At 73.2% G+C, this 23532-nt stretch carries 23 protein-coding genes and 1 pseudogene; 16 read left to right on the top strand and 8 right to left on the bottom strand.

The features are described from left to right. Nucleotides 1–75 precede the first annotated feature (75 nt). Entirely contained in the window at nt 76–882 is an 807-nt protein-coding gene (locus tag AB0D32_RS15545; RefSeq protein ID WP_357089966.1) for a sugar phosphate isomerase/epimerase, read from the top strand. 19 nt (nt 883–901) lie between these two features. Here AB0D32_RS15545 and AB0D32_RS15540 read toward each other — a convergent pair whose 3' ends face one another. The 3 genes from AB0D32_RS15540 to AB0D32_RS15530 are packed head-to-tail and all read right to left on the bottom strand — an operon-like array spanning nt 902 to nt 2928. Next, complete coding sequence (locus AB0D32_RS15540) at nt 902–1474, bottom strand: CGNR zinc finger domain-containing protein (RefSeq protein ID WP_357089963.1); 573 nt, start codon at nt 1472–1474, stop codon at nt 902–904. 19 nt (nt 1475–1493) lie between these two features. Next, on the bottom strand, nt 1494–2660 hold the full coding sequence (locus AB0D32_RS15535) for a glutathionylspermidine synthase family protein (RefSeq protein WP_357089960.1): 1167 nt from the start codon (nt 2658–2660) through the stop codon (nt 1494–1496). Nucleotide 2661: 1 nt separating this feature from the next. Further along, nucleotides 2662–2928: a hypothetical protein gene (locus AB0D32_RS15530; protein WP_357089958.1), complete on the bottom strand. Its 267-nt coding sequence runs from the start codon at nt 2926–2928 to the stop codon at nt 2662–2664. 130 nt (nt 2929–3058) lie between these two features. Here AB0D32_RS15530 and AB0D32_RS15525 point away from each other — a divergent pair, with 130 nt between their 5' ends. The 6 genes and pseudogenes from AB0D32_RS15525 to AB0D32_RS15500 all read left to right on the top strand — a co-directional run bounded on the left by AB0D32_RS15525 (nt 3059) and on the right by AB0D32_RS15500 (nt 7216). Beyond that, nucleotides 3059–3979 carry a proline dehydrogenase family protein gene (locus AB0D32_RS15525; protein WP_357089955.1) on the top strand — a complete coding sequence of 307 codons (921 nt, stop codon included), beginning with the start codon at nt 3059–3061 and terminating at the stop codon, nt 3977–3979. Nucleotides 3980–4087: 108 nt separating this feature from the next. Then, a pseudogene (locus AB0D32_RS15520) lies at nt 4088–4234 on the top strand (ABC transporter ATP-binding protein); the annotation flags it as partial. A gap of 289 nt (nt 4235–4523) precedes the next feature. Beyond that, complete coding sequence (locus tag AB0D32_RS15515; protein WP_007465625.1) at nt 4524–4733, top strand: helix-turn-helix domain-containing protein; 210 nt, start codon at nt 4524–4526, stop codon at nt 4731–4733. A gap of 219 nt (nt 4734–4952) precedes the next feature. Beyond that, a complete protein-coding gene (locus tag AB0D32_RS15510) occupies nt 4953–5054 on the top strand; it encodes an AURKAIP1/COX24 domain-containing protein (RefSeq protein WP_007465623.1) in 102 nt (33 codons plus the stop codon). Between the two features lie 120 nt (nt 5055–5174). Then, a complete protein-coding gene (locus AB0D32_RS15505) occupies nt 5175–6248 on the top strand; it encodes an NAD-dependent epimerase/dehydratase family protein (RefSeq protein WP_357089952.1) in 1074 nt (357 codons plus the stop codon). A gap of 110 nt (nt 6249–6358) precedes the next feature. After that, nucleotides 6359–7216, top strand: coding sequence for a lysophospholipid acyltransferase family protein (locus tag AB0D32_RS15500; RefSeq protein ID WP_357090026.1), 858 nt, complete (start codon nt 6359–6361; stop codon nt 7214–7216). Nucleotides 7217–7270: 54 nt separating this feature from the next. Here the strand turns inward: AB0D32_RS15500 and AB0D32_RS15495 are convergent, their stop codons facing one another. The 3 genes from AB0D32_RS15495 to AB0D32_RS15485 form a co-directional block, all read right to left on the bottom strand. Then, nucleotides 7271–8146: an HAD-IB family hydrolase gene (locus tag AB0D32_RS15495; protein ID WP_357089949.1), complete on the bottom strand. Its 876-nt coding sequence runs from the start codon at nt 8144–8146 to the stop codon at nt 7271–7273. A 121-nt stretch (nt 8147–8267) separates the two neighbouring features. Continuing rightward, entirely contained in the window at nt 8268–9152 is an 885-nt protein-coding gene (locus AB0D32_RS15490; RefSeq protein WP_357089946.1) for a DUF5667 domain-containing protein, read from the bottom strand. 288 nt (nt 9153–9440) lie between these two features. Next, nucleotides 9441–10397: an ECF subfamily RNA polymerase sigma factor, BldN family gene (locus tag AB0D32_RS15485; protein ID WP_357089943.1), complete on the bottom strand. Its 957-nt coding sequence runs from the start codon at nt 10395–10397 to the stop codon at nt 9441–9443. Nucleotides 10398–10936: 539 nt separating this feature from the next. On the opposite strand from AB0D32_RS15485, the gene AB0D32_RS15480 reads away from it, so the two are divergent. The 3 genes from AB0D32_RS15480 to AB0D32_RS15470 are packed head-to-tail and all read left to right on the top strand — an operon-like array spanning nt 10937 to nt 13592. Continuing rightward, nucleotides 10937–12676, top strand: a complete 1740-nt coding sequence (locus AB0D32_RS15480; protein WP_357089940.1) for an AMP-binding protein — start codon at nt 10937–10939, stop codon at nt 12674–12676. Continuing rightward, nucleotides 12669–12920, top strand: a complete 252-nt coding sequence (locus tag AB0D32_RS15475; RefSeq protein WP_357089938.1) for a glutaredoxin family protein — start codon at nt 12669–12671, stop codon at nt 12918–12920. The genes AB0D32_RS15480 and AB0D32_RS15475 overlap by 8 nt, the downstream gene beginning before the upstream one ends. Nucleotides 12921–12941: 21 nt before the next feature. Continuing rightward, on the top strand, nt 12942–13592 hold the full coding sequence (locus tag AB0D32_RS15470) for an HAD hydrolase-like protein (RefSeq protein WP_357089935.1): 651 nt from the start codon (nt 12942–12944) through the stop codon (nt 13590–13592). Between the two features lie 33 nt (nt 13593–13625). On the opposite strand, the gene AB0D32_RS15465 is transcribed toward AB0D32_RS15470, so the two are convergent. Beyond that, nucleotides 13626–14279 carry a response regulator transcription factor gene (locus AB0D32_RS15465; RefSeq protein WP_357089932.1) on the bottom strand — a complete coding sequence of 218 codons (654 nt, stop codon included), beginning with the start codon at nt 14277–14279 and terminating at the stop codon, nt 13626–13628. Between the two features lie 60 nt (nt 14280–14339). Further along, complete coding sequence (locus AB0D32_RS15460; RefSeq protein WP_357089929.1) at nt 14340–15641, bottom strand: sensor histidine kinase; 1302 nt, start codon at nt 15639–15641, stop codon at nt 14340–14342. 401 nt (nt 15642–16042) lie between these two features. On the opposite strand from AB0D32_RS15460, the gene AB0D32_RS15455 reads away from it, so the two are divergent. The 6 genes from AB0D32_RS15455 to AB0D32_RS15430 all read left to right on the top strand — a co-directional run bounded on the left by AB0D32_RS15455 (nt 16043) and on the right by AB0D32_RS15430 (nt 23476). Further along, the gene (locus AB0D32_RS15455) at nt 16043–16813 is read left to right on the top strand and encodes a redox-sensing transcriptional repressor Rex (protein WP_357089926.1); all 771 of its coding nucleotides are present in this window, start codon (nt 16043–16045) and stop codon (nt 16811–16813) included. Further along, nucleotides 16810–18231 carry a glutamyl-tRNA reductase gene (locus tag AB0D32_RS15450; RefSeq protein WP_357089924.1) on the top strand — a complete coding sequence of 474 codons (1422 nt, stop codon included), beginning with the start codon at nt 16810–16812 and terminating at the stop codon, nt 18229–18231. The genes AB0D32_RS15455 and AB0D32_RS15450 overlap by 4 nt, the downstream gene beginning before the upstream one ends. Further along, nucleotides 18228–19223: a hydroxymethylbilane synthase gene (hemC, locus tag AB0D32_RS15445; protein ID WP_357089921.1), complete on the top strand. Its 996-nt coding sequence runs from the start codon at nt 18228–18230 to the stop codon at nt 19221–19223. Before AB0D32_RS15450 ends, hemC begins: the two co-directional genes overlap by 4 nt. Next, a complete protein-coding gene (locus AB0D32_RS15440; RefSeq protein ID WP_357089918.1) occupies nt 19220–20800 on the top strand; it encodes a uroporphyrinogen-III synthase in 1581 nt (526 codons plus the stop codon). Before hemC ends, AB0D32_RS15440 begins: the two co-directional genes overlap by 4 nt. Nucleotides 20801–20819: 19 nt before the next feature. Beyond that, nucleotides 20820–21803 carry a porphobilinogen synthase gene (gene hemB / locus AB0D32_RS15435; protein WP_357089915.1) on the top strand — a complete coding sequence of 328 codons (984 nt, stop codon included), beginning with the start codon at nt 20820–20822 and terminating at the stop codon, nt 21801–21803. Between the two features lie 1181 nt (nt 21804–22984). Next, nucleotides 22985–23476, top strand: a complete 492-nt coding sequence (locus AB0D32_RS15430; protein ID WP_357089912.1) for a helix-turn-helix transcriptional regulator — start codon at nt 22985–22987, stop codon at nt 23474–23476. Nucleotides 23477–23532: the final 56 nt, after the last annotated feature.

The following is a 23532-nucleotide window of genomic DNA, read 5'->3' as shown; positions in this document are numbered from 1 at the left end:
GCGGTCCAGCGTGATCTGGGCGGTTTGCGGCATCTCGTCACGGGGTGTCGATCGATCCCGGCTACCCTCGATGGTGTGACTTCCCGCGTCCCGGTGCTCCTGTCCACGTCCTCGGTCTTCCCTGAGCGGACGGCGGCGGCGTTCCAGCTGGCCGCCTCGCTCGGCTACGACGGCGTCGAGGTCATGGTCTGGACGGACGCCGTCAGCCAGGACGCCGGTGCGCTGCGCGGGCTCGCCGAGCACTACGGCGTGCCGGTGCTCTCCGTCCACGCGCCCTGCCTGCTCGTCACGCAGCGGGTGTGGAGCCCCGACCCGTGGGAGCGGCTGCGCCGGTCGGCGGAGCTGGCGGCGACGCTCGGGGCGCCCACCGTGGTGGTGCACCCGCCGTTCACCTGGCAACGCGACTACGCGCGCAACTTCGCCGACGGGCTCGCCACGATCGCCGCCGAGTACCCGGACCTGAGCTTCCCGGTGGAGAACATGTACCCGGTCCGGATGGCGGGGCGGCAGTTCGTGCCCTACGTCCCGGGCTGGGACCCGACCGAGACGGGGTACGCCTCCTACACGCTCGACCTGTCGCACTGCGCCGCCTCGCACACCGACGCGATGGCGATGGCCGACCGGATGGGCGCCAACCTGTCCCACGTGCACCTCGGTGACGGCACCGGCGAGGGCCGCGACGAGCACCTGGTGCCGGGGCGCGGCAACCAGCCCTGCGGCCAGCTGCTCTCCTCGCTGGCCGGGCGCGGTTTCACCGGCTCGGTCGCCGTGGAGGTCACCACCCGGGGCGCGAAGAGCCGTGCCGTGCGGGAGGACGACCTGCGGGAGGCGCTGGCGTTCGCCCGCCAGCACCTCGGCACCCCGTCCCCGGTCGACGCCTGAGCGCCGACCGGGCCGGGCGTCAGACGACCGTGCTCAGCGACTCCTTGGTGGGCACGCCGGCCTGCTCGCCGATGGCCGCGCGCTTGCGTGCCCGGTGGGCGGCCACGTGCGAGCGGGTGGCGCAGCGTTCCGAGCAGAACCGCCGGCAGCAGTTGGACGAGGTGTCCAGGTAGACGTTGCCGCAGCGCTCGTCGGCACACACCCCGAACCGGGCACTGCCGTACTCGCAGAGCCAGACCGACAGCCCCCAGACCGCGCCGGCCAGGTATTCGGCGCTCACCGAGGCGCCCCGGCTGGTCACGTGCATGTGCCAGTCGCTGGAGTCGTGCCCGGAGATGCGGGGCTGCACCGGGAACACCTCCAGCATCGAGTTGAGCTCGGTCACCGCCTGGGCGTCCCGCCCGGAGGTGCCGTACTCGAAGACGTCGCGCAGTCGCTTCTGCGCCCGCCGGAAGGTCGCCAGGTCCCGCTCCGCCACCTCGTCGCGCATCCACGCGTTTTCTTCGGGGAAGAGGGCCCGCAGGTCGTCGAGGTCGTCCAGGCGGGCGTTGACGAGGTCAACGCCGGTCCGGGCGTACGCGTCGAAGTTCACGCTCACAACCGTAGACGACTCAGGGGACCCGTGGTGCGTCGATGTAGTGCGGCAGGAACCGCGCGTAGCCGTCGGTGATGAGGCTCGCGCTCTCCCGCACCCCCACACCAGCCGATTCGCCGTCGACGATCCAGCTGCCCAGCACCATCCGGTTGCCGGCGAATTCCGGCAGCGCCCGGAACTCCTGGTAGCACCAGCCCTCGTCGCCGTAGATCCCCGGGTTGGTGATCTCGGTGTCGCCGGTGACGATCCGCACCGAACCGCCCTCCCGGCCGAGCAGCGGCTTGGCCACGTACTCCGTCATCCCGCGCGGGGAGTCGAGGTACGCCGGCAGCAGCAGCTCGTGGCCGGGATACAGCTCCCAGAGCACGGCGAGCAGCGCCTTGTTCGACAGCAGCAGCTTCCAGGCCGGCTCGATCCAGGTCGTCGGGGTGCCCGGCTCCAGCGCCAGCGGCCCGTACGGCTCGGCGAGCATCCACTCCCAGGGATAGAGCTTGAAGCAGGTGGTCACCGGCTGGTCGGCCGCGTCGACGAAGCGCCGGCCGTCCCAGCCGAGCTGCTGGATCGGCTGGAGCGTGACCTCCAGCCCGGCCTGGCGGGCGGTCTCGGCGAGGTAGCCGGCGGTCATGTGGTCCTCGCCGGACTCCTCCTCGTTCGACCAGAGCACGTGCACCCGGCGGTCGTGCAGCCCCGCCCCGATCTTCGCCCAGGCGCCGACGAGGCGTTCGTGCAGGCTGTTCCACTGGTCCAGCTCCGGCCGGGTCTGCTCCAGCCAGTACCACTGGATGATGCTCGCCTCGACCAGCGCGGTGGGGGTGTCGGCGTTGTACTCCAGCAGCTTCGGCGGCCAACTGCCGTCGTAGGCGAGGTCGAAGCGCCCGTAGAGGGTGGGCGGCTCCTCGCGCAGCGACCGGGCCACGGCCTCGGCCGCCCAGTCCGGGATGCCGAACTCGGCGTGGCGGCGTCGCGCGACGACGTGTTCGGCGGCGGCGACCGACATCCGGTGCAGCTCCTCGGTCGCCTCCTCCAGCCGCAGCACCTCGTCCAGCTCGAACGCGTATGCGGCGGTCTCGTCCCAGTACGACATGATGCCGCCGTCGGGCAGTTCGGTGTCGACGTACACCAGGCCCTGCGAGCGGATGGTGGCGTCCCAGTCGGGGCGGGGGGTGACCGACTCCCGGCGCACCTCAGCCGCCGCAGGCCGCGAGGTGGGTGCCGAAGCCGCCCCGGTCGGGCACGGCCGCGGTGGTCGGCTCCGGCGCGGTGCGCCCGATGGCCGCCGCGGGCGCCTGTAGCGCCACGGCCACCGTGCCGCCGCCGCCCACCGGGCCGAGGGCGCAGTCATCGTCGTCGTCCGAGGTCGTGTTGCAGCCGGAGATGGTGAGCGCGAGGACGGTGAGCGCGCCGAGCTGCACGGAGGCCGACCGGAGCCGGCGGCGGGGGCGTTGTTCCACGTCATCGTTGTAGCCGATCGGGGCCACCGCCGTCCGCCCTCGGCCGGTGCCTGTGATGCGGTTGGGACCTGGTGGCCGAGGCTCGCCCGCTGCCCCGCACGGGGCCACCGGCGGGCGTTACGCTCAGTCCATGCTCCGTACCGTCATCCTCGCCGCCTCCCGGTCCCCCCAGGTCGAGCGGCTCGTCGCGACGGCCCCGTTCACCCGGGACCTCGTCCGCCGGTTCGTCGCCGGCGCCAAGGCCGACGACGCGTTGCGCGCGACCCGCGAACTCGTCGACGACGGTCTCGCGGTCACCCTCGACAACCTCGGCGAGGACACCGTCACCCCCGATCAGGCGACCGCCACCCGCGACGAGTACGTGCGGCTGCTGAGGCTGCTCTCCGGCGCGGGGCTCACGCCGGCCGCCGAGGTGAGCGTCAAGCTGTCGGCGCTCGGCCAGCTGTTCGACGAGCAGCTCGCCTACGACAACGCGCGGGCGATCTGCGCCGCCGCCGAGCAGGCGGGCACCACGGTCACCCTGGACATGGAGGACCACACCACCACCGACTCGACGCTGGACATCCTCGCCAAGCTGCGCAAGGACCACCCGTCGACCGGCGCGGTGCTCCAGGCGTACCTGCGGCGGACGGAGTCGGACTGCCGCGAGCTGGCCACGGCGGGTTCCCGGGTGCGGCTGTGCAAGGGCGCGTACAAGGAGCCGGAGTCGGTGGCCTACCAGTCCGCGCGTGAGGTGGACAAGTCCTACGTGCGCTGCCTGAACATCCTGATGTCCGGCGACGGCTACCCGATGCTGGCCACCCACGACCCCCGCCTGATCGCCATCGGCGAGGACCGGGCCCGCTGGTTCGACCGCGGCCCCGAGCGGTTCGAGTTCCAGATGCTGTACGGCATCCGCCCGGAGGAGCAGGCCCGGCTGGTCGGCGAGGGCTACACCGTGCGGACCTACCTGCCGTACGGCGAGGACTGGTACGGCTACCTCATGCGGCGGCTCGCCGAGCGCCCGGCCAACCTGATGTTCTTCGGCCGAGCCGTGGTCTCGAAGAAGTAAGCCACCCTCCCCACTCGCCCCCACCCCGCGATCTTGCACTTTCTGCCCCGGCAAAACGGTCACTCCTCGTATCTTGTGGGCGCAAAGTGCAAGATCGCGGGCGGTTGGGGTGGTCATGATCGACCGCTGTCGGGCGGTGCCGGGCGACCTGAGACACTGGTGCCCGCTCCCAGCGCGGAGCCCCGGTCCGCGTCCGGAAGCGGTCCGGGGCACCCGCCCGGTGGCTCCGGTGGCGCCACCGGAGCCACCGGGCGCCTTCCGCGCGGCAGGCGTCCGGCCCGATCATCGCGGGGCCCGCGGGCTGCGTTCAGCGCGTCGCGGAACAGCGTGGACCGGGCGGGGACCGACCGGACGCCGGGCGCAACAGGTTCGGCACCGACGTAACCGGTCGAGTGGACACCGGCGCGAATTATGATCGGTTGTACGAAGGGATCGCGCCGGTCACAGCCGCCCCGCTACCGTACTGGTAACACGCGCGTCGCCGGCCCGGGCGGGACGAACCCGTCCGGTGGCACGCGCCGGGCATGGGATTGGTCGGTGAGCCATGGCCGGGTCGCAGTCCGACGGTCGGCTGTCGGAGGTCAAGTTCCTGACCGTCGCCGAGGTGGCGACGGTCATGCGGGTGTCGAAGATGACGGTCTATCGCCTGGTGCACAGCGGTGAGCTCACCGCGGTCCGGGTCGGCCGGTCGTTCCGAGTACCCGAACACGCGGTGCACGAATACCTGCGCGGCGCCTTTCAGGAGACCGCCTGACCCGCCTACGGGCCGCCCGTCGAGTGCGACGTAACGGGCACCGACGGGGTCGCGTTGGTCCTGCTGACGCTCTCCGGCTACCCTGGACCCCGACCGTGACCGCAGATGCGCCCCGCCGCATACCCCGCTGGCCCGGTCCACTGTCCGCAAGCGGTCGCCGGCGCCACAGGATCGTGGCGTCATCCGGTCGCCCCGCACGTTGCATCGAAAGGCTTTCGTATGGGCTCGGTGGTCAAGAAGCGCCGCAAGCGCATGGCTAAGAAGAAGCACCGCAAGCTGCTGCGCAAGACCCGCGTCCAGCGTCGCCGTCTCGGCAAGTGACCGGGGCCGGGTTCCGACCCGGCTCCCGTCGTCACTTGCCAACTGTCGACCCTCGGAGGACCTGGTGATCACGCCGCGGATGTCCCGGCTCGATCCCGCCTGCCGGGGGAGGTGCGCGTCATGACCCCCGGTGGCACCCCAGGTGCCCCGGGGGTCGTCGTCGTCACCGGGGTCAGCCGCTACCTCGGCGCGCACGTCGCCGCCCGGCTCGCCGCCGACCCGCGCATCGAGCGGGTCATCGGTGTGGACCAGCCGGAGTCCGGCGCCGAGCTCACCGACCTGCTCGACCGGGTCGAGCGCGTCCGTGTCGACGCCGGCTCGCTCGGCGGCCTCCTCGCCGACCTCGACGTCGACGCGGTGGTCCACCTGGCCCTGGTCACCGCGCCCGATCCGCAGCACGGCGGCCGCTCGGCGATGAAGGACCAGAACGTCATCGGCACGATGCAGCTCCTCGCCGCCTGTCAGCGCGCCCCCCGCCTGCGCAAGCTCGTGGTCCGTTCCTCGACGGCCGCGTACGGGGCGTCGTTCCGGGACCCGGCCGTCTTCACCGAGGAGACCGAGCCGCGCGAGGTGCCGCGCGGGGGATTCGGCCGCGACATCCTCGACATCGAGGGGTACGTCCGAGGCTTCCGCCGCCGCCGGCCCGACGTCACGGCGACCGTGCTGCGCTTCGCGCCGTTCATCGGCTCGACCGCCGACACCACGCTCACCCGCTACTTCTCGCGACCGGTGGTGCCCACCGTGTTCGGGCGGGACCCCCGGTTGCAGTTCCTGCACTTCGACGACGCGCTGGAGGTGCTGCACCGGTCGATCGTCGAGGACCATCCGGGGACGTACAACGTGGCCGGCCCCGGTGTGCTCTCGTTGTCGCAGGCGATCCGCCGGGCCGGCCGGGTCGCCGTGCCGGTGCTGGAGCCCGGCCTCTCCAGCGCCGCCGCGATCGCCCGCAACCTCGGCTTCGGCCGCTACGGCCTGGACCAGGTCGACCTCTTCGTGCACGGCCGGGTCGTCGACACCAGCCGGCTGGAGCGGGAGTACGCCTTCACGCCCCGCTCCACCGCCGCCGCCTTCGACGACTTCATCCGCGCCCACCACGGCGGAATCGTGGTGGGCCGGGACCAGTTGGCCGTCGCGGAGCAGCTCGTGCTGGACGGGATCCGGCAGGTCCGGGCGGCCGTGCGGGAGAACTCGTGAGTGGGCCGGAGGAGCGGCGCGACAGCCGCTACGACGTACCGCTGACCGTGACCCCGCCGGACGCGGAGCCCGCGCGGGCGAACGGGCGCCACACCCCGGCCGGGCCGGCGGTGCCGGACCGACCCGGCGACCACTGGGACCGTAGGGTCGCCAAGGGCCTGGCGTTCCTGCGCCGTCGGCTCTCCGGCGACTACGAGGTCGACGAGTTCGGCTTCGATCCCGAGATCACCGAGGCGGTCTTCCACCCGCTGCTGCGGATGCTCTACCGGGACTGGTTCCGCACCGAGGTGACCGGCCTGGAGCACGTGCCCGCCGAGGGGGCCGGCCTGGTGGTCGGCAACCACTCCGGCACCGTGGCGCTGGACGCGCTGATCCTCTCGGCCGCCCTGCACGACCAGCACCCGGCCCACCGCTACCTGCGGCTGCTCGGCGCCGACCTGGTCTTCCGGATGCCGGTGGTCTCCGAGCTCGCCCGCAAGACCGGCGGGACGGTCGCCTGCAACCCGGACGCCGAGCGGTTGCTCGGCAACGGCGATCTGGTCGGCGTCTTCCCCGAGGGCTTCAAGGGCATCGGCAAGCTCTACTCCGAACGCTACAAGCTGCAACGCTTCGGCCGGGGTGGGTTCGTCTCGGCGGCGCTGCGCACCGGCACCCCGATCGTGCCGGTCGCCATCGTCGGGGGCGAGGAGACCTATCCGATGCTCGCCGACATCAAGCCCCTGGCGCGGCTGCTCAAGCTGCCCTACTTCCCGGTCACGCCGACCTTCCCCCTGCTGGGGCCCCTCGGCATGGTGCCGCTGCCGAGCAAGTGGCTGATCGAGTTCTGCCCGCCGATCCCCACCGCGCACCTGACGGACTCCGCCGACGACCCGCTGGTCGTGTTCAACCTTGCTGACCAGGTGCGGGAGACCATCCAGCAGACCCTGCACGAGCTGCTGGAGCGGCGCCCGGATCCGTTCGGCCCCTAGGCGTTCCCGGTCTTCGCCGCCGCGCTGGCCGAGTACGCGGGGCGGCCGGTGCCGTCAGCCGTCGCGGCGGCGCCGGTGCAGCGCCAGCCCGACGCTGACCGCCCCGGCGACCAGGCCGGCCGCCGCGGTGGACGGTACGGCGATCTTGACCGCGCGCCGGCCGGTACGGAAGTCGCGGACGTCCCAGCCGCGCTGCCGAGCCTCCCTGAGCAGGGCCGCGTCCGGGTTGACCGCCACGCCCCGCCCCACCATGGAGAGCATCGGCAGGTCGTTGCACGAGTCGCTGTAGGCGGTGCACCGGCCCAGGTCCAGCCCTTCGACCGCGGCGAGTTGGCTGACCGCCTCCGCCTTGGCCGGGCCGTGCATCAGGTCGCCGACCAACCGGCCGGTGTACGCGCCGTCGACGATCTCGGCGACCGTGCCGACCGCGCCGGTCAGGCCCAGCCGCGCGGCGATCACCCGGCCGATCTCCACCGGTGCGGCGCTGACCAGCCAGACCCGCTCGCCGGTGTCCAGGTGGCGCTGGGCCAGCTGGCGGGTGCCGGCCCAGATCCGGGGCGCCATCAGCTCGTCGAAGATCTCCTCCGCGAGGCGCTCCACGTCGTCGACCCGCCATCCCTCGACGAAGGCGAGGGCGGCCTCCTTGGCCTGCGACATGTCACCGGCGTGTTCGGTGGCGAGCAGCCGGAACCGCAACTGCTGCCAGGCGAACCGGGCCAGGTCGGTGGTGGTGAAGTAGTTGCGCGCGGCGAGACCCCGGGCGAACCAGTAGATCGACGCGCCCCGCATCATCGTGTTGTCGACGTCGAAGAAGGCCGCCGCGGTCGGATCGGGTTCCGGGGGAGCCAGGGGCACCAGGTCGGTCTCCGCCCAGCCGGCGGTGTGCCCGTGGACGTCGGTGCTGACCGTCACCTTGCGGCTGCGGGCCACGCGACCTCCCTCGGCTCGACCGGCGCGACGTGTGCCTCCCGCGAGGGTAGCCGGGCGACGGTGAGGGACTACCGCTCAACGGGTGAACTGTGGCGCGGACGTCTCCCGGCCGACCGTCGGGTCAGCGGTCGCCGGGGCAGGTGGCCGGAGCCGGGCCGAGGGCGTCGCTGCCGACGGGGGCGGGCAGGCCGCAGGCGATCGCCGCGCGCAGCGCGTCGGAGCGCTTGCGGACGGCGTCGAGCAGGGCGAGCGAGCGGCGGGTGCGGTCGCGGTCGGCCCGGGTGGCGTCGTCGATGAGCCCGCCGACGGCCCGGCGCTGGCCGGTGAGGAAGGCGTTGACCGCGTCGAGGGCCGCCGGGTCCGAGCGCTGCATCGCGGCGCTGGTCAGCAGGCGTACGCCCTGGCGGGTGTCGGCGTCCATGTCGTCCAGCACCGCGCTGAAGCCGTCCTCGTCACCGCGCAGCGCGGCGGCCTCGGCGAGCCGGGTGCGGGCGAAGTCCAGGAACAGTTGGCCCCGGCTGACGTCCGAGCCGGTCAGCGCGAGCTGGGCACGTTCGGTGGAGCGCTTCATGCCGTACAGCGCGTCACCGGGGACGGCGTTCTCGCTGGCGGCCGAGATGCCCGAGAGGGCGACGGCGCCGGCCGCCACGCCGACCAGGATGGCGCCGCGGGCCCGGGCCCGGCGTGCGGTCACCGCCGGCAGCAGCCGGTTGCGGCCGGGTTCGGCGGCGGAGCGCCGGGATGCCGGCTCGGGCGTGGCGGCGGTCGGGGCGGCGATGCCCTCGCGCTCGGCCGTGGCCAGCAGCATGGCCCGCAGCCCGGTGCGGAACTCCGGGTCCACCTCCACGGCGGGCGGGGCCGCGTGGAGCCGCTGCCCGACCGCGACGAGCACGGCCAACTGGTCGTCGGCCCGGGAACGGACGTGGTGTCGCCGGCCCCCGTTGGCCTCGTCGAGAAGCTGCGCGAAGCGCTCCGCGCGCCGACGGGAGAAGAGGTCGCTGTCCACCGCGGGCACCTCCTCTCGCTGGTCGCGGCCGGTCGGCCGCTGTCGTCGCCAGCGACCGGTGACGGCATGACACCACGGACGAAGATCGTGGCCGGCCGCACTGCCGGACCTGGGGCCCGGGGGGATGCCGGGGCTACCACCGGTCGCACCCGGAGAAACGGTCCGCACCGGACATGGGTTACGGGGCCGGCGGAGGCGAAATCACGGAAAGTGATCGGCGTCACGAGGCAGCAACGGCACTGAGCTGCGCGTACATCGAATCGATGCACGGCAGTCTTCTGCAGGAGGCTACGGCTGGAAGCCATCCGGCAACAGCCGGGCCAGCGCTCGCACCGCGCGGTACTGGAGCGCCTTGATCGCGCCCTCGTTCTTGCCCATCGCGCGGGCCGTCTCGGCCACGGAGAAGCCCTGTAGGAAGCGCAGCACGATGCACTCCTGCTGCTCCGGGTTGAGCTGCTTCACGGCGCCGAGCAGGGCCACGTTGGTGATGTGCTCGACGACCGCCGCCTCCGGGCTGCCCTCCGGGCCCCGGTCCTCGCGGTCGGCGTCCAGCACGTCCCCGGTGGTGACCTCCAACCGGTAGCGGCCGGACTTGAAGTGGTCCGCCACCAGGTTCCGGGCGATGGTGACCAGCCAGGCCCCCAGGTCGCGCCCCTGCCAGGTGAAGCTGCCGATCCGCTTGAGGGCGCGCAGGAAGGTGTCGGAGGTGAGGTCTTCGGCGAGTTGGCGGTTGCCCACCCGGAAGTAGACGAACCGGAACACGGTGTCGACGTAACGGTCGTAGATCAGCCCGAACGCCTCGGACTCGCCGGCCTGCGCGCGCTCGACCAGCCCCCAGACCTCGGTGGCGGGGTCGGACGGGTCCGGACGGCTGGGGAAGCCCGTCGAGGTGTTGATCGGCGCGGCGGCCGCCGGTACCGCCGGGAGCACCGCCGTCTCCGTGCTCGACTCGTCGACTGCCTTGGCCGGCTCCGCGGTGCGGCGGCCCTGCGCCGGCATCGTGGGCCGGGCGGGGACGGCGACCCGGCCGCCGGCCGGCTTCGCGTTGCCCCCCGGTGTCGCGGGGCGTGACGGCGGCTCGTTGTGCGGCCGGTTGCGGGTCCGGCTCGACGTACCCTCCCCCCGGACGGCGAGGCCGCCCGCGTCGTCCGCCGGGCCCCGGGCGGTGGGTCGTTCGTTGACCGAGCCGCGGCTCGCCGGGCTGGTCAGACCGACCGGCCGATCCGCGTATCCGAAGGTGGTCACCGTGCCGCCTCCGTCCCGCCGGCTGACGACGCCGGTCGCCGTGTCGCCGTCGTGGCCCGGCCGTCACGGCCGGGCAGGGCTGGCTCGGGGTGTGCCGACGGGCGGCAGATCCCCTTGAGGTGCTGGTCCAATGCGCTCACAGGCACGGGGGCCTCCTCGGGCTGAGGGGTGTCGACTCACGGCAAATGGGGTGAGCCGACCCGAGTGATGATAGGGCCAACGTCACCCACGCGTGGCAAGTCCGTTACACAGGGCGGAAGTATTTCCCCTCGCGTCGCACAATTGGCGGACCGGTTGTCCGTCGTGTGCGGTTGACTTTCGGATTACGTCGTGATCGCGAAGGAAATCCAGGTCAGCGCGCGCGCCACCGGGTGCGGCACGGGGCGGCGGCGTGGGCGTCGACTCAGGACTCCGGCGCGCCCGGGTGCCCGTTCCTGTCCCGTCGACGGGACCGGCCTCGTCCCGCCCGCGCGTCCCGCTCGTCCCGTCGATGGGACTTGCACATCGACGTTCCCGCCCCACCGGGTGGCCCGTCGGGCATGGCCCACCGGCCCCGCGCTGTGCCAGACTCAGCCACCGTGCAGGACGCAACCGACAGCTCCGCCGCGACGCTCGTCGAGCGGCTCCACCGGGCGGCCACCGCCCACGGCGACCGAACCGCGCTGCACTGGCGCGAGCGCACCCTGACCTGGTCCGAACTGGACGCCTCCGTCACGGCGACCGCCCACGCCCTGGCGGCCCTGACCGCAGCGCCGTCGGCCGGTGCCGGCCCGACACCGGGCGCCACCGCCGCCGACCGGCACCCGCCCCGGATCGCCGTCGCCCTCGGCAACTCGCCGGACTTCGTGGTCAGCTGCCTGGCCGCGCTGCGCGCCGGGCTGATCGCGGTGCCGGTCAACCCCGGCCTCACCGCGCCCGAGCTGCGGCACGTGCTGGCCGACTCCGGCGCCTCGGTGCTGATCGGCAGCGAGCGGGTGCGCGAACTGGTCGCCGGCGTCGCCGGGGACCTGCCCGCGCTCGTCGCCGTGCACACCGTGCCGCCGGTGGCCGACGCCGGCCACCCGTTCCCCGACCGGGGCGGCGACGACCCGGCGCTGCTGCTCTACACCTCCGGCACCGAGGGGCGGCCGAAGGGCGCGATCCTGACACACCGGGCGTTGGCGGCCAACCACGAGCAGGTCGGTCGCGTCGACCCGCCCGTCGTCGGCCCGGACGACACCGTGCTGCTGGCGCTGCCGCTGTTCCACGCGTACGGGCTGAACGCGGGGCTGGGCGCGGTCGTCCACCATGGCGCGACCGGGGTGCTCGTTGACGAGCTGGGCCCCGACGCGGGACTGGCCGAGATCGCCCGGCGGCGGGTCACCGTGCTGGTCGGCGTACCGTCGATGGTGGCCGCCTGGTCCACGGCGGACGCCGCCGCCCTCACCGCGGCGATGGCGTCGGTCCGGGTCGTGGTCTGCGGCGCGGCACCGCTGGAGCCGGCCGACGCGGCGCGTTTCGCCGAGGTCGCCGGTCGTCCGGTGCACGTGGGATACGGCCTGACCGAGACCGCGCCGGTGCTGACCTCCACGCTGGTCGGTGGGGAGCCGAAGGCCGGCTCGGTCGGCCGGCCGCTGCCCGGCGTCGAGCTGCGTCTGGTCGGCACGGACGGGACCGACCTGTGGCGCGACGGCGTGGCCGAGCCGGACGACGACACCGACGAGCTGGACCTCTCCGACGGCACGCCGGGCACCGACCCGGGCCAGGTCGTGGTGCGCGGGGCGAACCTCTTCTCCGGCTACTGGCCGGACGGGCGGAGCGGCCCGGACGCCGACGGCTGGTGGGCCACCGGCGACGTGGCGTACGCCGACTCCGACGGCGACCTCTTCCTCGTGGACCGGATCGGCGAGCTGATCCTGGTCAACGGGTTCAACGTGTACCCGCACGAGGTCGAGCTGGTGCTCTCGGCGCACCCGGGGGTGGCCGAGTCGGCGGTACTGGGTGTGCCGCACCCGCGGACCGGCGAGACTGTCCGGGCGTACGTGGTGCCGGCGCCGGGTCGTCCGGTGACCGGTGCGGAACTGCTCGACCACTGCGCCCGTAACCTGGCCCGGTTCAAGTGCCCGACCGCCGTCGAGTTCGTCGACGAGTTGCCGCACTCGGTGATCGGCAAGGTACGCAAGACCCTGCTCCGGCCGGCGTCGCCCGCGGCGGCCCCGGTGCCGTCCCCGGCGGCGTCGCCGGAGACCCGCCCGCCGGCCCCGGCCGGCACCAGCACGACGGAGGAGACCGATGCGTGAGCCCCGACTCACCCTGATCACCCGCCCCGGCTGCCACCTCTGCGACGACGCGAAGGTGGCGCTGGACCGGGTGGTGGCGGTCACCGGGGACCGGTGGACCGAGAAGGACGTCACCGACGACATCGAGCTGGAACGCGAGTACGGCGACCGGCTGCCCGTGGTGCTGCTGGACGGCAAGGAGCACGGCTACTGGCGGGTGGAGGAGGAGCGGCTGCTGCGGGACCTGACCACGCCGCAGCTGTGACGCCGGCGCTATGGTGCTGCGATGACCCCGGCGCGCAACCACCTGGTGTGGGACTGGAACGGCACCCTGCTCAACGACCTGAACCTGGTGGTCGCCTCCACCAACGCGGCCTTCGCCAGCGTCGGGGGGCGCGCCGTCACGGCCGACGAGCACCGGGTGCGGTTCCGTCGGCCGATCGCCGACTACTACGCCGAGGTGCTCGAACAGGCGGTCGACGACGACGCGTACGGCCGGCTGGACCGGATCTTCCACGACGCGTACCGCGCGGGGCTGACGACCTGCGAACTGGCGCACGACGCAACGGTCGCGATGGCGGCCTGGCGGGGCAGCCAGTCGCTGCTGTCCATGTGGTTCCACGAGGAGCTGGTGCCGACCGTGCACACGTTCGGGCTCACCGGGCACTTCGTCCGGGTGGACGGGCTGCGGGCGAGCGTCGGCGGCGACCGCAAGGCCGAGTCCCTCCACCGGCACCTGGCCGAGCTGGGCGTGGACGGCCGGGACGTGGTGCTGATCGGTGACTCCGTGGACGACGCGGACGCCGCCGTGTCGGTCGGGGGTCGCGCCGTCCTCTACACCGGTGGGATCACCGACCCGGACCGGCTGCGCGCCGCCGGCCACCCGGTCGCCGACACCCTCACCGAGGCGGTGACCCTGGCGGCCACGCTGCCCTGACCGTGAGCCGGCGCGGCACGCGCCACGGGCCGGTCAGTTGCGCAGGTACGCCAGGACGGCCAGGACCCTCCGGTGCTGCTCCGTGTCGGGCGGCAGCTGGAGCTTGGTGAAGATGTTCCGCACGTGCTTCTCGACGGCCCCGTCGGTGACCACCAGGGTCCTCGCGATCGCCGTGTTGGAGCGGCCCTCGGCCATCAGCGCGAGCACCTCGCGTTCGCGCGGGGTGAGCTCGCGCAGCGGGTCGTCGCGCCGGCGCCGGGCGAAGAGCTGGCCGACCACCTCGGGGTCGAGCACCGTACCGCCGGCGGCCACCCGGTCCAGCGCGTCGAGGAACTCGTCGATCGCGGCCACCCGGTCCTTGAGCAGGTAGCCGATCCCGCCCCCGCCGCCGCCGGTGGTGGCGAGCAGGTCGTCGGCGTACGACACCTCGACGTACTGGGAGAGGACCAGGATCGGGGTGCGGGGCACCAGCCGGCGGGCCTCCACCGCCGCCCGCAGCCCCTCGTCGGTGTGCGACGGGGGCATCCGGACGTCGACGATCGACACGTCCGGCCGGTGGGCCACCACCGCCGCCACCAGCGACTCCCCGTCGGCCACGGCGGCCACCACCTCGTGCCCACACTCGGTGAGCAGCCGTACCAGCCCCTCCCGGAGCAGCACCGCGTCGTCGGCGATCACGATCCGCATGTGCTGTTGTCTACCACGTACGGCTCACACCGGGACTTCCGCGCTGATCGCGCGTAGGGCTCACACCGGGAGTTCCGCGCGGATCGCGGTGGGCCCGCCGGCCGGGCTGACCACGGAGAGCCGGCCCCCGGCGGCGCGGACCCGGTCGGCGATACCGACCAGCCCGTGTCCCTTGGCCAGGTGGGCGCCGCCCTGGCCGTCGTCGTCGACGTTGACCTCCAGCCGTCCGTCGTGCCGGGCCACGGTGACCTGACACTCGGTCGCCCGGCTGTGCTTGGCGACGTTGGTCAGCGCCTCGGCCACCACGAAGTAGGCGGTGCTCTCCACCGCCGGGTCGAGCCGGCCGGCCGGGCTGGCCAGTTCCGGGTCCACCCACAGCTCGATCGGGATCAGGCCGCGCCCCGCCAGCGCCGCCAGGGCGCTGGGCAGGCCCCGGTCGACCAGGATCGGTGGCGCGATGCCCCGGGACAGGGCGCGCAGCTCGGCGAGCGTCTCCCGGGTCTGGGTGACCGCCTCGTCCAGGGTGCGCGCGGCGGCCTCCGGGTCCGTGGCGAGCTGCTGGCGGGCCCGGCTGAGATCCATCGCGAGCCGGACCAGGCGTTGCTGCGGACCGTCGTGGATGTCCCGCTCCAGCCGGCGCAGCGCGCTGGCCTCGGCGGAGACGGCGGCCCGCTTCTGCTCCTCCAGCACGGTGATCCGGTTGCGCATCTCGGCCACGCCGGTGAGCAGGGCCCGGCCGAAGCTGGCCTGGAGCAGCGCGCAGCCGCGGGCCACGATCGGCAGGGTGATCAGGAAGAACAGCCCGATCGCGGTGTGCAGCCCGATCCGGGCGATGGTCGTCCCGCCCAGGCCGAGGAGTTGGGGGAGGTCGACGTCCTCCGGGTCGCCGTGCGGCAGCGCCCAGTCGTACGCCCAGTAGAGGCTGCCGGCGACGGCGCCGGCCCACCAGATGAGCGTGACCACGAAGGTGACGATGGCCACGATCAGCTTGAGGATGCCGTGCGCCAGGTCGAGCCAGGACTGCGCGTCCCCCATCGGCACGAAGATCCGCCGCCAGGCGCTCGCCCCGGGCTCGGGGAGCCGGTATTGGGGGCGGATCCGGGACTGGTGGAGCACGGCGGGGAGGCGAAGCCTCTCGATGTCGGCGAGGCCCCGGGCGGCGTAGAGGGTGCCGCTGAGGATCGGCAGACCGATCACCGTCACCACCAGTCCGAGCCCGGCGGCCAGGCCGACCAGCAGGACGACGAAGCTGGCCAGGGCCAGCGGGAGGCCCAGCAGCACGTAGCCGGAGTCCAGCAGGAGCTGTCGGGAGATGGTCGGCGCCGGCACGGGCTGGTCGGCGGCGACGGGTACGGCGGTCATGTCAACGAGGCTAGGCAGCGCGGGCGGCCCGACCCATCCCGTCGGCCCGCCTCTCCGGCGTAGGGCTGGCCCTACCGTGACTGGTTCGTGGGCGAGCCGTGGCCGAGCGATTGGTCAGAGAAGTCGTAATTGAGCAATAATCAGCGCGGCCAGCGCCATCGGTGCCGCCCGGAGGTCGGGCGGCGGCCGGCGGGGGCCCGCTGGATCGATCTTGCGGAATGGAGGGGCTGGTGAGGCCGCGTCGCGAGCTGTCAAGATCGCGATTTGTGCACGCGTTCACAAGCGCCTACTCTGTAATTCCGACGCGCCCTGCTAGCACAGCCGGCAATCTCGGTCGCCAGCGGGAGTCCCGAAACGGCCGGCCGCACGAGTTGGCTGAGGATCGCACCGCACGGAGTCTCATGAGTCAGCACCGTCACCCTGGCGCGCCCGGCCGCGCCGGTGCCGTACCGGCGCTCCCGGACCTGCCGGAGGCGACCGTCGCCCGGCTCCCGGAATACCTCCGTGCCCTGCACAACCTCGCCGAAACCGGTCACGAGACGGTGTCCAGCGAGGGGCTGGCCGGCGCCGCCGGCGTGAACTCCGCGAAGCTCCGCAAGGACCTGTCACACCTCGGCTCGTACGGAACCCGAGGCGTCGGCTACGACGTGGCGCTGTTGATAGACCAGATCGAGTACGTGCTCGGGCTCACCCAGCGGCGGGCCGTCGCCCTGGTCGGTGTGGGTAATCTCGGTCACGCCCTCGCCGGCTACGACGGCTTCGCCAGCCGCGGCTTCCGGATCGCCGCCCTCTTCGACGCCGACCCCGAGCGGGTCGGCGAGGAGATCAGCGGGCTGGTCGTCCGGCACATCGACGAGCTGGCCCGGGTCGCCGTCGAGGAGGCCATCGCCATCGGCGTGATCGCCACCCCGGCCCCGGCCGCCCAGGCGGTGGCCGACCAACTCGTGGCCGTGGGCGTGACGAGCATCCTGAACTTCGCCCCGTGCGTACTCTCGGTGCCGGAGGGGGTCGACGTTCGCAAGGTCGACCTCGCCATAGAGCTGCAGATCCTGTCCTTCCACGAGCACCGCAAGGCATCACTGACCGCGCTCCCGGCCACCGGTGGGTCCGCCCTCACCGCCCTGCCCGGGGGGCTCGCCGTCACCGACCCGCAGGAGGCGATCGGCACGTGAAACTGCTCGTCGTCGGCGCGTCCTACCGCACCGCTCCCGTCGCCACGCTGGAGCAGCTCGCGGTCGGCCCCGCGGACCTCACCCGCACCCTGGACCGCCTGCTCGCCCAGCCGTACGTGACCGAGGCCGTGCTCGTCTCCACCTGCAACCGGGTGGAGGTCTACGCCGCCGTGTCCGGTTTCCACGGCGGCCTCGGCGACATCTGCGCGGTGCTGGCCGCGCAGGCCGGCTGCCAGCCCGCCGCGCTCGCCAACCACCTCTACGTGCACTTCGACGCCGCCGCCGTGGACCACGTCTTCCGGGTCGCCGCCGGGCTCGACTCGATGGTGGTCGGCGAGGCGCAGATCCTCGGCCAGCTCCGGGACGCCTACCATTCCGCGACCGGGGCCGACACGGCCGGTCGGCTGCTGCACGAGCTGATGCAGCAGGCGCTGCGGGTCGGCAAGCGGGCGCACGCGGAGACCGGCATCGACCGGGCCGGCCAGAGCGTGGTGACCGCCGCACTGGAGCTGGCCGCCGGGCACCTCGACGGCGACCTCGCCGGCCGTCCCGCACTGGTGGTCGGTGCGGGCGCGATGGGCTCGCTGGGCGTCGCCACGCTGTCCCGGCTGGGCGCCGGGCCGCTCACCGTCACCAACCGGGGCGCCGACCGGGCCGTCCGGCTGGCCGAGGCGTACGGCGCCGGCGCGACGCCGATGGCGGAGCTGACCAACGTGCTCTCCACAGTGGACATCGTAGTGGCCGCCACCGCGGCCGCCGAAGCGGTCCTCACCCGTGAGGTGGTGACCCGGGCGCTCGCCGGTCGCGACGCCGGCCGGGGGCCGCTCGTCCTGCTCGACCTGGCCGTGCCGCGCGACGTGGAGGCCGGCGTCGCCGAGCTGCCCGGCGTCGAGGTGATCGACATCGACCGGATGGCGGCCCTGCTCGCCGACGGGCCCGCCGCCACCGACGCCGCCGCCGTCGAGCGGATCGTGGCCGGCGAGGTCGACGCCTTCCTCACCTGGCTGCGCGGCGCCGACGTGGCCCCCACGGTGGCCGCCCTGCGGGGCCGCGCCGACGACGTGGTCGGCGCGGAACTGCGCCGGCTCGCCCAGCGCCGCCCGGACCTCAGCGACGACCAGCGCGCCGAGGTGGCCCGGACGGTGCACCGGGTGGTGCAGCGGTTGCTGCACCAGCCCACCGTGCGGGTCCGCCAGTTGGCGGCCGAACCCGGTGGCGACCAGTACGCGGCCGTGCTGCGCGAGCTGTTCGACCTCCAGGTGCCGCAGACGTCCCCGGTCGACGACGTCCCCGACATCGCCGACCGCGCCGCCGCACCGCAGTTCGGTCTCGTCGACGTTCCGCCGCCCTTCGGCCTTGCCGACATTCCACCGTCGACGGGTCCCGTCGAGATCCCGCCCACCGGAGGTGAGCGATGAGCACGCCCCTGCGCCTCGGTACCCGGGGCAGCAAACTGGCGATGGCCCAGTCCGGCCACGTCGCCGAGGCCCTGACCGCCGCAACCGGCCGCCCCGTCGAGCTGGTCGAGGTGGTCACCGCGGGAGACCGCTCCTCCGCGCCGGTGCACCGCCTCGGCGTCGGCGTCTTCGTCTCCGCCCTGCGTGACGCGTTGACCGCCGGCGCCATCGACTTCGCGGTGCACTCCTACAAGGACCTGCCCACCGCGCCGCCGGCCGGGCTGCACGTCGCGGCGGTGCCGACCCGGCAGGACCCGCGGGACGCGCTGGTCGCCAGGGACGGCCGCATGCTCACCGAGCTGCCCACCGGCGCGACCGTGGGCACGGGCGCGCTGCGCCGAATCGCCCAGTTGCACGCCCTCGGGAGGCAGCTGGAGGTCACCCCGATCCGCGGCAACGTCGACAGCCGCCTCGCGCGGGTGCTCGGGCCGGAGGCCGACCTCGACGCGGTCGTCCTGGCCCGGGCCGGGCTGGCCCGGCTCGGGCGGACCGACGTGATCACCGAGACGCTCGACCCGATGCTGATGCTGCCCGCGCCCGCCCAGGGCGCGCTGGCGGTGGAGTGCCGGGCCGTCGACACCGACCTGGTCGAGCTGCTCGCCGTGCTCGACCACGCACCGTCCCACGCCGCGGTCATCGCGGAACGGGCGTTGCTGGCCACCCTGGAGGCCGGATGCTCCGCTCCGGTCGCCGCCTACGCCGTCGTCGCCGAAGGCGAGCCAACCGGCTCGGGTGCCGAGGGCGATGTTGTCCAGGAGATCTATCTGCGCGGGGCGGTGATCAGTCCGGACGGCACGAGAGACCTCCGGCTGTCCCGCACCGGAACGCTCGCCGACGCGGCGGAGATCGGCAAGGCACTCGCCGCCGAACTCCTCGACCTCGGCGCCGACTCGATCCTCGGCCAAGATGGACACGCCGGCCCGGGGACCCAGCAATTTGGGAGCACAGAATGACCCGCACCCGTAAGCCCGTAGGCCGCATCGCCTTCGTCGGAGCCGGTCCCGGCGACCCGGGCCTGCTGACCCGCCGGGCGCACGACGCCCTGGTCGACGCCGACCAGGTGGTGTACGACAGGGGAGTCCCCGAGTCGTTGCTCGACGCCGTCCGTGCCCAGGCCAGGGAGGACGCCCAGTTCACCCCGGCGGAGGGCGCGCCGGGCGACGTGGCGAAGGTGCTGATCTCGGCGGCCCGGTCCGGGCTGAACGCGGTGCACCTGGTCGCCGGCGACCCGTTCGGCCACGACTCGGTGGTCAAGGAGGTGCAGGCGGTCGCGCGGACCGCCGCGCACTTCGAGGTGGTCCCCGGTGTCGGCCAGGCCGAGGGGGTGGCGACCTACGCGGGCGTGCCGCTGCCGGGCGTACGGACGGCGGCCGACGTCGAGGACGTCACCGCGCTGGACTTCGACGCGCTGGCCGCAGCCGTCGGCCGGGGCTCGCTGGCCCTGGCCGTGGACGCCGGTGACCTCGCCGCGATCCGCGACGGTCTGCTCGCCGCCGGGGTGGAGGGCACCACCGGCGTCGGGGTGACCGGGGACGGCACCGGCGAGACGCAGTACACCACCACGTCGACCGTGGACTCGTTCGTCGCAGCGGCGCTCGGCTTCACCGGCCGGGTGGTGCTCACCCTCGGCGAGGGCGTCGGCCAGCGGGACAAGCTGAGCTGGTGGGAGAACCGGCCGCTGTACGGCTGGAAGGTCCTCGTACCCCGCACCAAGGAGCAGGCCGGCGTGATGAGCGCGCGGCTGCGCGCGTACGGGGCCATTCCGTGCGAGGTGCCGACCATCGCGGTCGAGCCGCCCCGGACCCCGGCCCAGATGGAGCGGGCGGTGAAGGGCCTGGTCGACGGCCGGTACGCCTGGGTGATCTTCACCTCCGTCAACGCGGTCCGCGCGGTCTGGGAGAAGTTCGCCGAGCACGGCCTGGACGCCCGGCACTTCGGCGGCGTCAAGATCGCCTGTATAGGAGAGGCGACGGCCGACGCCGTCCGCGCGTTCGGCATCCAGCCCGAGCTGATCCCGTCGGGGGAGCAGTCCTCCGACGGGCTGCTGGCCGAGTTCTCGCCGCACGACGAGATCCTCGACCCGGTCGGTCGGGTGCTGCTGCCGCGTGCCGACATCGCCACCGAGACCCTCGCCGCCGGGCTCACCGAGCGCGGCTGGGAGGTCGACGACGTGACCGCGTACCGGACGGTCCGGGCCGCCCCGCCGCCGGCCGAGATCCGGGACGCGATCAAGTCGGGTGGCTTCGACGCGGTGCTCTTCACGTCCAGCTCCACGGTGCGCAATCTGGTGGGTATCGCGGGGAAGCCGCACGCCCGTACCGTTGTTGCAGTGATCGGGCCCAAGACGGCGGAGACCGCGACGGAGTTCGGCCTGCGGGTCGACGTCCAGCCGCCGCACGCCTCGGTTCCCGATCTGGTGGAGTCGCTCGCCGCCTACGCCGTCGAACTGCGCGAGAAGCTCGCCGCCATGCCGGCGAAGCAGCGTCGTGGCTCGAAGGTGCAGGGGCCGACCGCCCTGAGGTTCCGGTAGTCGTAGCAGGAGGCTCGTGATGCCGTACCCCGAGATTCGGCCACGCCGGCTGCGCCGCAACGCGGCCATCCGGCGGCTGGTCTCCGAGACCCGCGTCGACCCGGCCGAGCTGGTCGTGCCGATGTTCGTCAAGGAGGGGTTGGCGGGGCCGCGGGCGATCGCGTCGCTCCCGGGAGTGCTCCAGCACTCCCGGGACTCGCTCCGCAAGGCCGCCGCCGAGGCGGTACAGGCGGGCGTCGGCGGCATCATGCTCTTCGGCGTGCCGGAGCGGCGGGACGCCACCGGCTCCGGCGGGATCGACCCGGACGGCATCCTCAACGTCGCGATCCGCGACGTCGTCGCCGAGGTGGGCGACGCCACGGTGGTGATGAGTGACCTCTGCCTGGACGAGTTCACCTCGCACGGGCACTGCGGCGTGCTCACCCCCGACGGCGGCGTCGACAACGACGCCACGCTGGAGGCGTACGCCGAGATGGCAGTCGCCCAGGCCGCCGCCGGGGTCGGGGTGGTCGGGCCGTCCGGGATGATGGATGGCCAGGTCGGCGTGGTACGCCGGGCGCTCGACGCCGCGGGCCACCAGGACGTGGCCGTGCTGGCGTACGCCGCCAAGTACGCCTCGGCCTTCTACGGCCCGTTCCGGGACGCGGTGGAGTCGGCGCTGGAGGGCGACCGGCGCACCTACCAGCAGGACCCGGCCAACCTGCGGGAGTCGCTGCGCGAGGTCGAGCTGGACGTCGCCGAGGGCGCCGACATGGTGATGGTCAAGCCCGCCCTGCCGTACCTCGACGTGGTGTCGGCGGTCAGCGCGGCGGTGGACGTCCCGGTCGCCGCCTACCAGGTCTCCGGCGAGTACGCCATGGTCGAGGCAGCCGCCGCGAACGGCTGGATCGACCGGGAACGGGTGATGATGGAGACGCTCACCTCGATCCGTCGCGCCGGCGCACAGATCATCCTCACCTACTGGGCGGTCGAGGCCGCCCAACTCCTCCGCCAGCGCTACTGACACCCGGGCACGGCACCTCGGCTCCACGCCCCTGGGCGGGCCCACGCCCGTCGCTGCGTCCTCCGCACCGACTGTCTCCCACACCGAATGTTCTCGACGCCGGCTGTCCTCGCGGCAACCGGACCGAACGTGCCCGAACGTGGGCTACCGAGCCGATCCGACGGGCCGTGTGGTTGGGCGGGGTGCGACCGGGAGGTGCGGCCGGCAAGTGCGGGCATGGTCCGTCCGAGCCGTGCAGCGTGGGCCGGCCAGATCCTTCGCCGCCCGAGGCAGAGATATCCGCCTGAGTCCTGGCCGTGTTCGTCACCCACGACCAGGCCGAGGGGCTCTTCCTTCAGGTCGATTCACGAAGTCCCGGTGCCGGTGCCGGTGCCGATGCCGCTGTCGCCGGCTGACCGAGGCTGACCTGCCTAGGCCGTGCCGGGAGCCATCACTGAAGGCGCCAGCGGCTGTGTCGATGTCTGTTGCGGTGACGCTGTGCCGTGCCCTGCCAACCGAACGTTCGCATCCGCCGTGACCATGAGTAACGGTCCTGCCGTCCGACCCCAACTACCCCCAGACGCTTTGCTCTGCATCCCCATACGCGCCAGTAGCGCAGGGTGCCTGCTGCGTATGGGGATGCAGAGCAAAGCGTCCAACTGGGATCCTTGCCCCGGAGAGGGGCGTTCGATGAAATCCCTGGTGGTGGCGTTGCCGTTGCCGCTGGTGACGGAAAAGCCCCTTTTCAAGGCCGAGGGTTCGTTACTCAACGTAGTTGGTGGCGTGGGAGCGCATGCCGCTACGCATCGTTACCTTGAGGGCGCTGGGTTGGAGGTGAAACCGCAACCTCTTTCTGCGGTTTTCCACAGGGGGCCATGCGTTGTCCACAGGCGAGGCGGACGGGATTGCGGGGAAGCCGCAGCAGCCGGGATCGTGACGGGATGACCGACCCTTTCGCCGAGCCGGAGAGCGACCGTCGTCCGGATTTCGACCAGCTGTCGGACTCAGGACGACGGTTGGACCCAGACCAGCTGTCGGACCCAGGCCAGCTGCCGGGTTCAGGTCAGCCGTCGGGTTCAGGTCGGCCGTCGGACCCAGGTCTGCCGTCGGACTCCGAAGGGCCGGTGGGCTTCGACCGGCCGGTGGGACCCGAACGGGCCGGTGGGGGTTTCGAAGGGCCGGTGGGCTCGCGTGAGCCGCCTGTGCTGCTGACCGAGCCGTTCGACACTCCTTGGCCGGCTGCGGGCATCGTCCGGGCGGTGCGGCGGCATGCCAGCCTCAGCCAGCGGGAGTTGGCCCGGTGGGCCGGGGTCAACCATTCCACCGTCGGGCGGATAGAGGCGGGCCGGCTGGTGCCGAGCATCCTGCTCCTGCGACGCATCCTCGGGGTCGCCGGGTTCCGGCTCGCTGTCGTCGACGAGTTCGGGCGGGTGCTGAAACCGATGCGGGACTGGCAGGACACGCGTGACGGGGCGGGGCGCCGCTATCCCTCGCACCTGGACACCATTCTCGACCCCGAGCCGGGCGAGTGGTGGGCGGACGTATACGGGTTGGCCCGCCCGCCGGAGACGTTCTACCGCAACCGCCGGGTCCGCGACGCGATGCGGCGGCGCAGCCAGTGGGAGGTGCGGGTGGCGAAGTACCGCAGCGTGCCCCCGCCGCCGCGCGTACCCGACCCGCGCTTTCCGTGGTGAACGGGACGGCCCGTCGGCCAGGAGACTCCTGGCCGACGGGCCGTCGGGACGCGCTC

It is taken from the genome of Micromonospora sp. NPDC048170, assembly GCF_040652795.1.
In the GTDB taxonomy this organism is placed as follows: domain Bacteria; phylum Actinomycetota; class Actinomycetes; order Mycobacteriales; family Micromonosporaceae; genus Micromonospora.
This window is presented reverse-complemented; position numbering and strand designations above follow the sequence as displayed.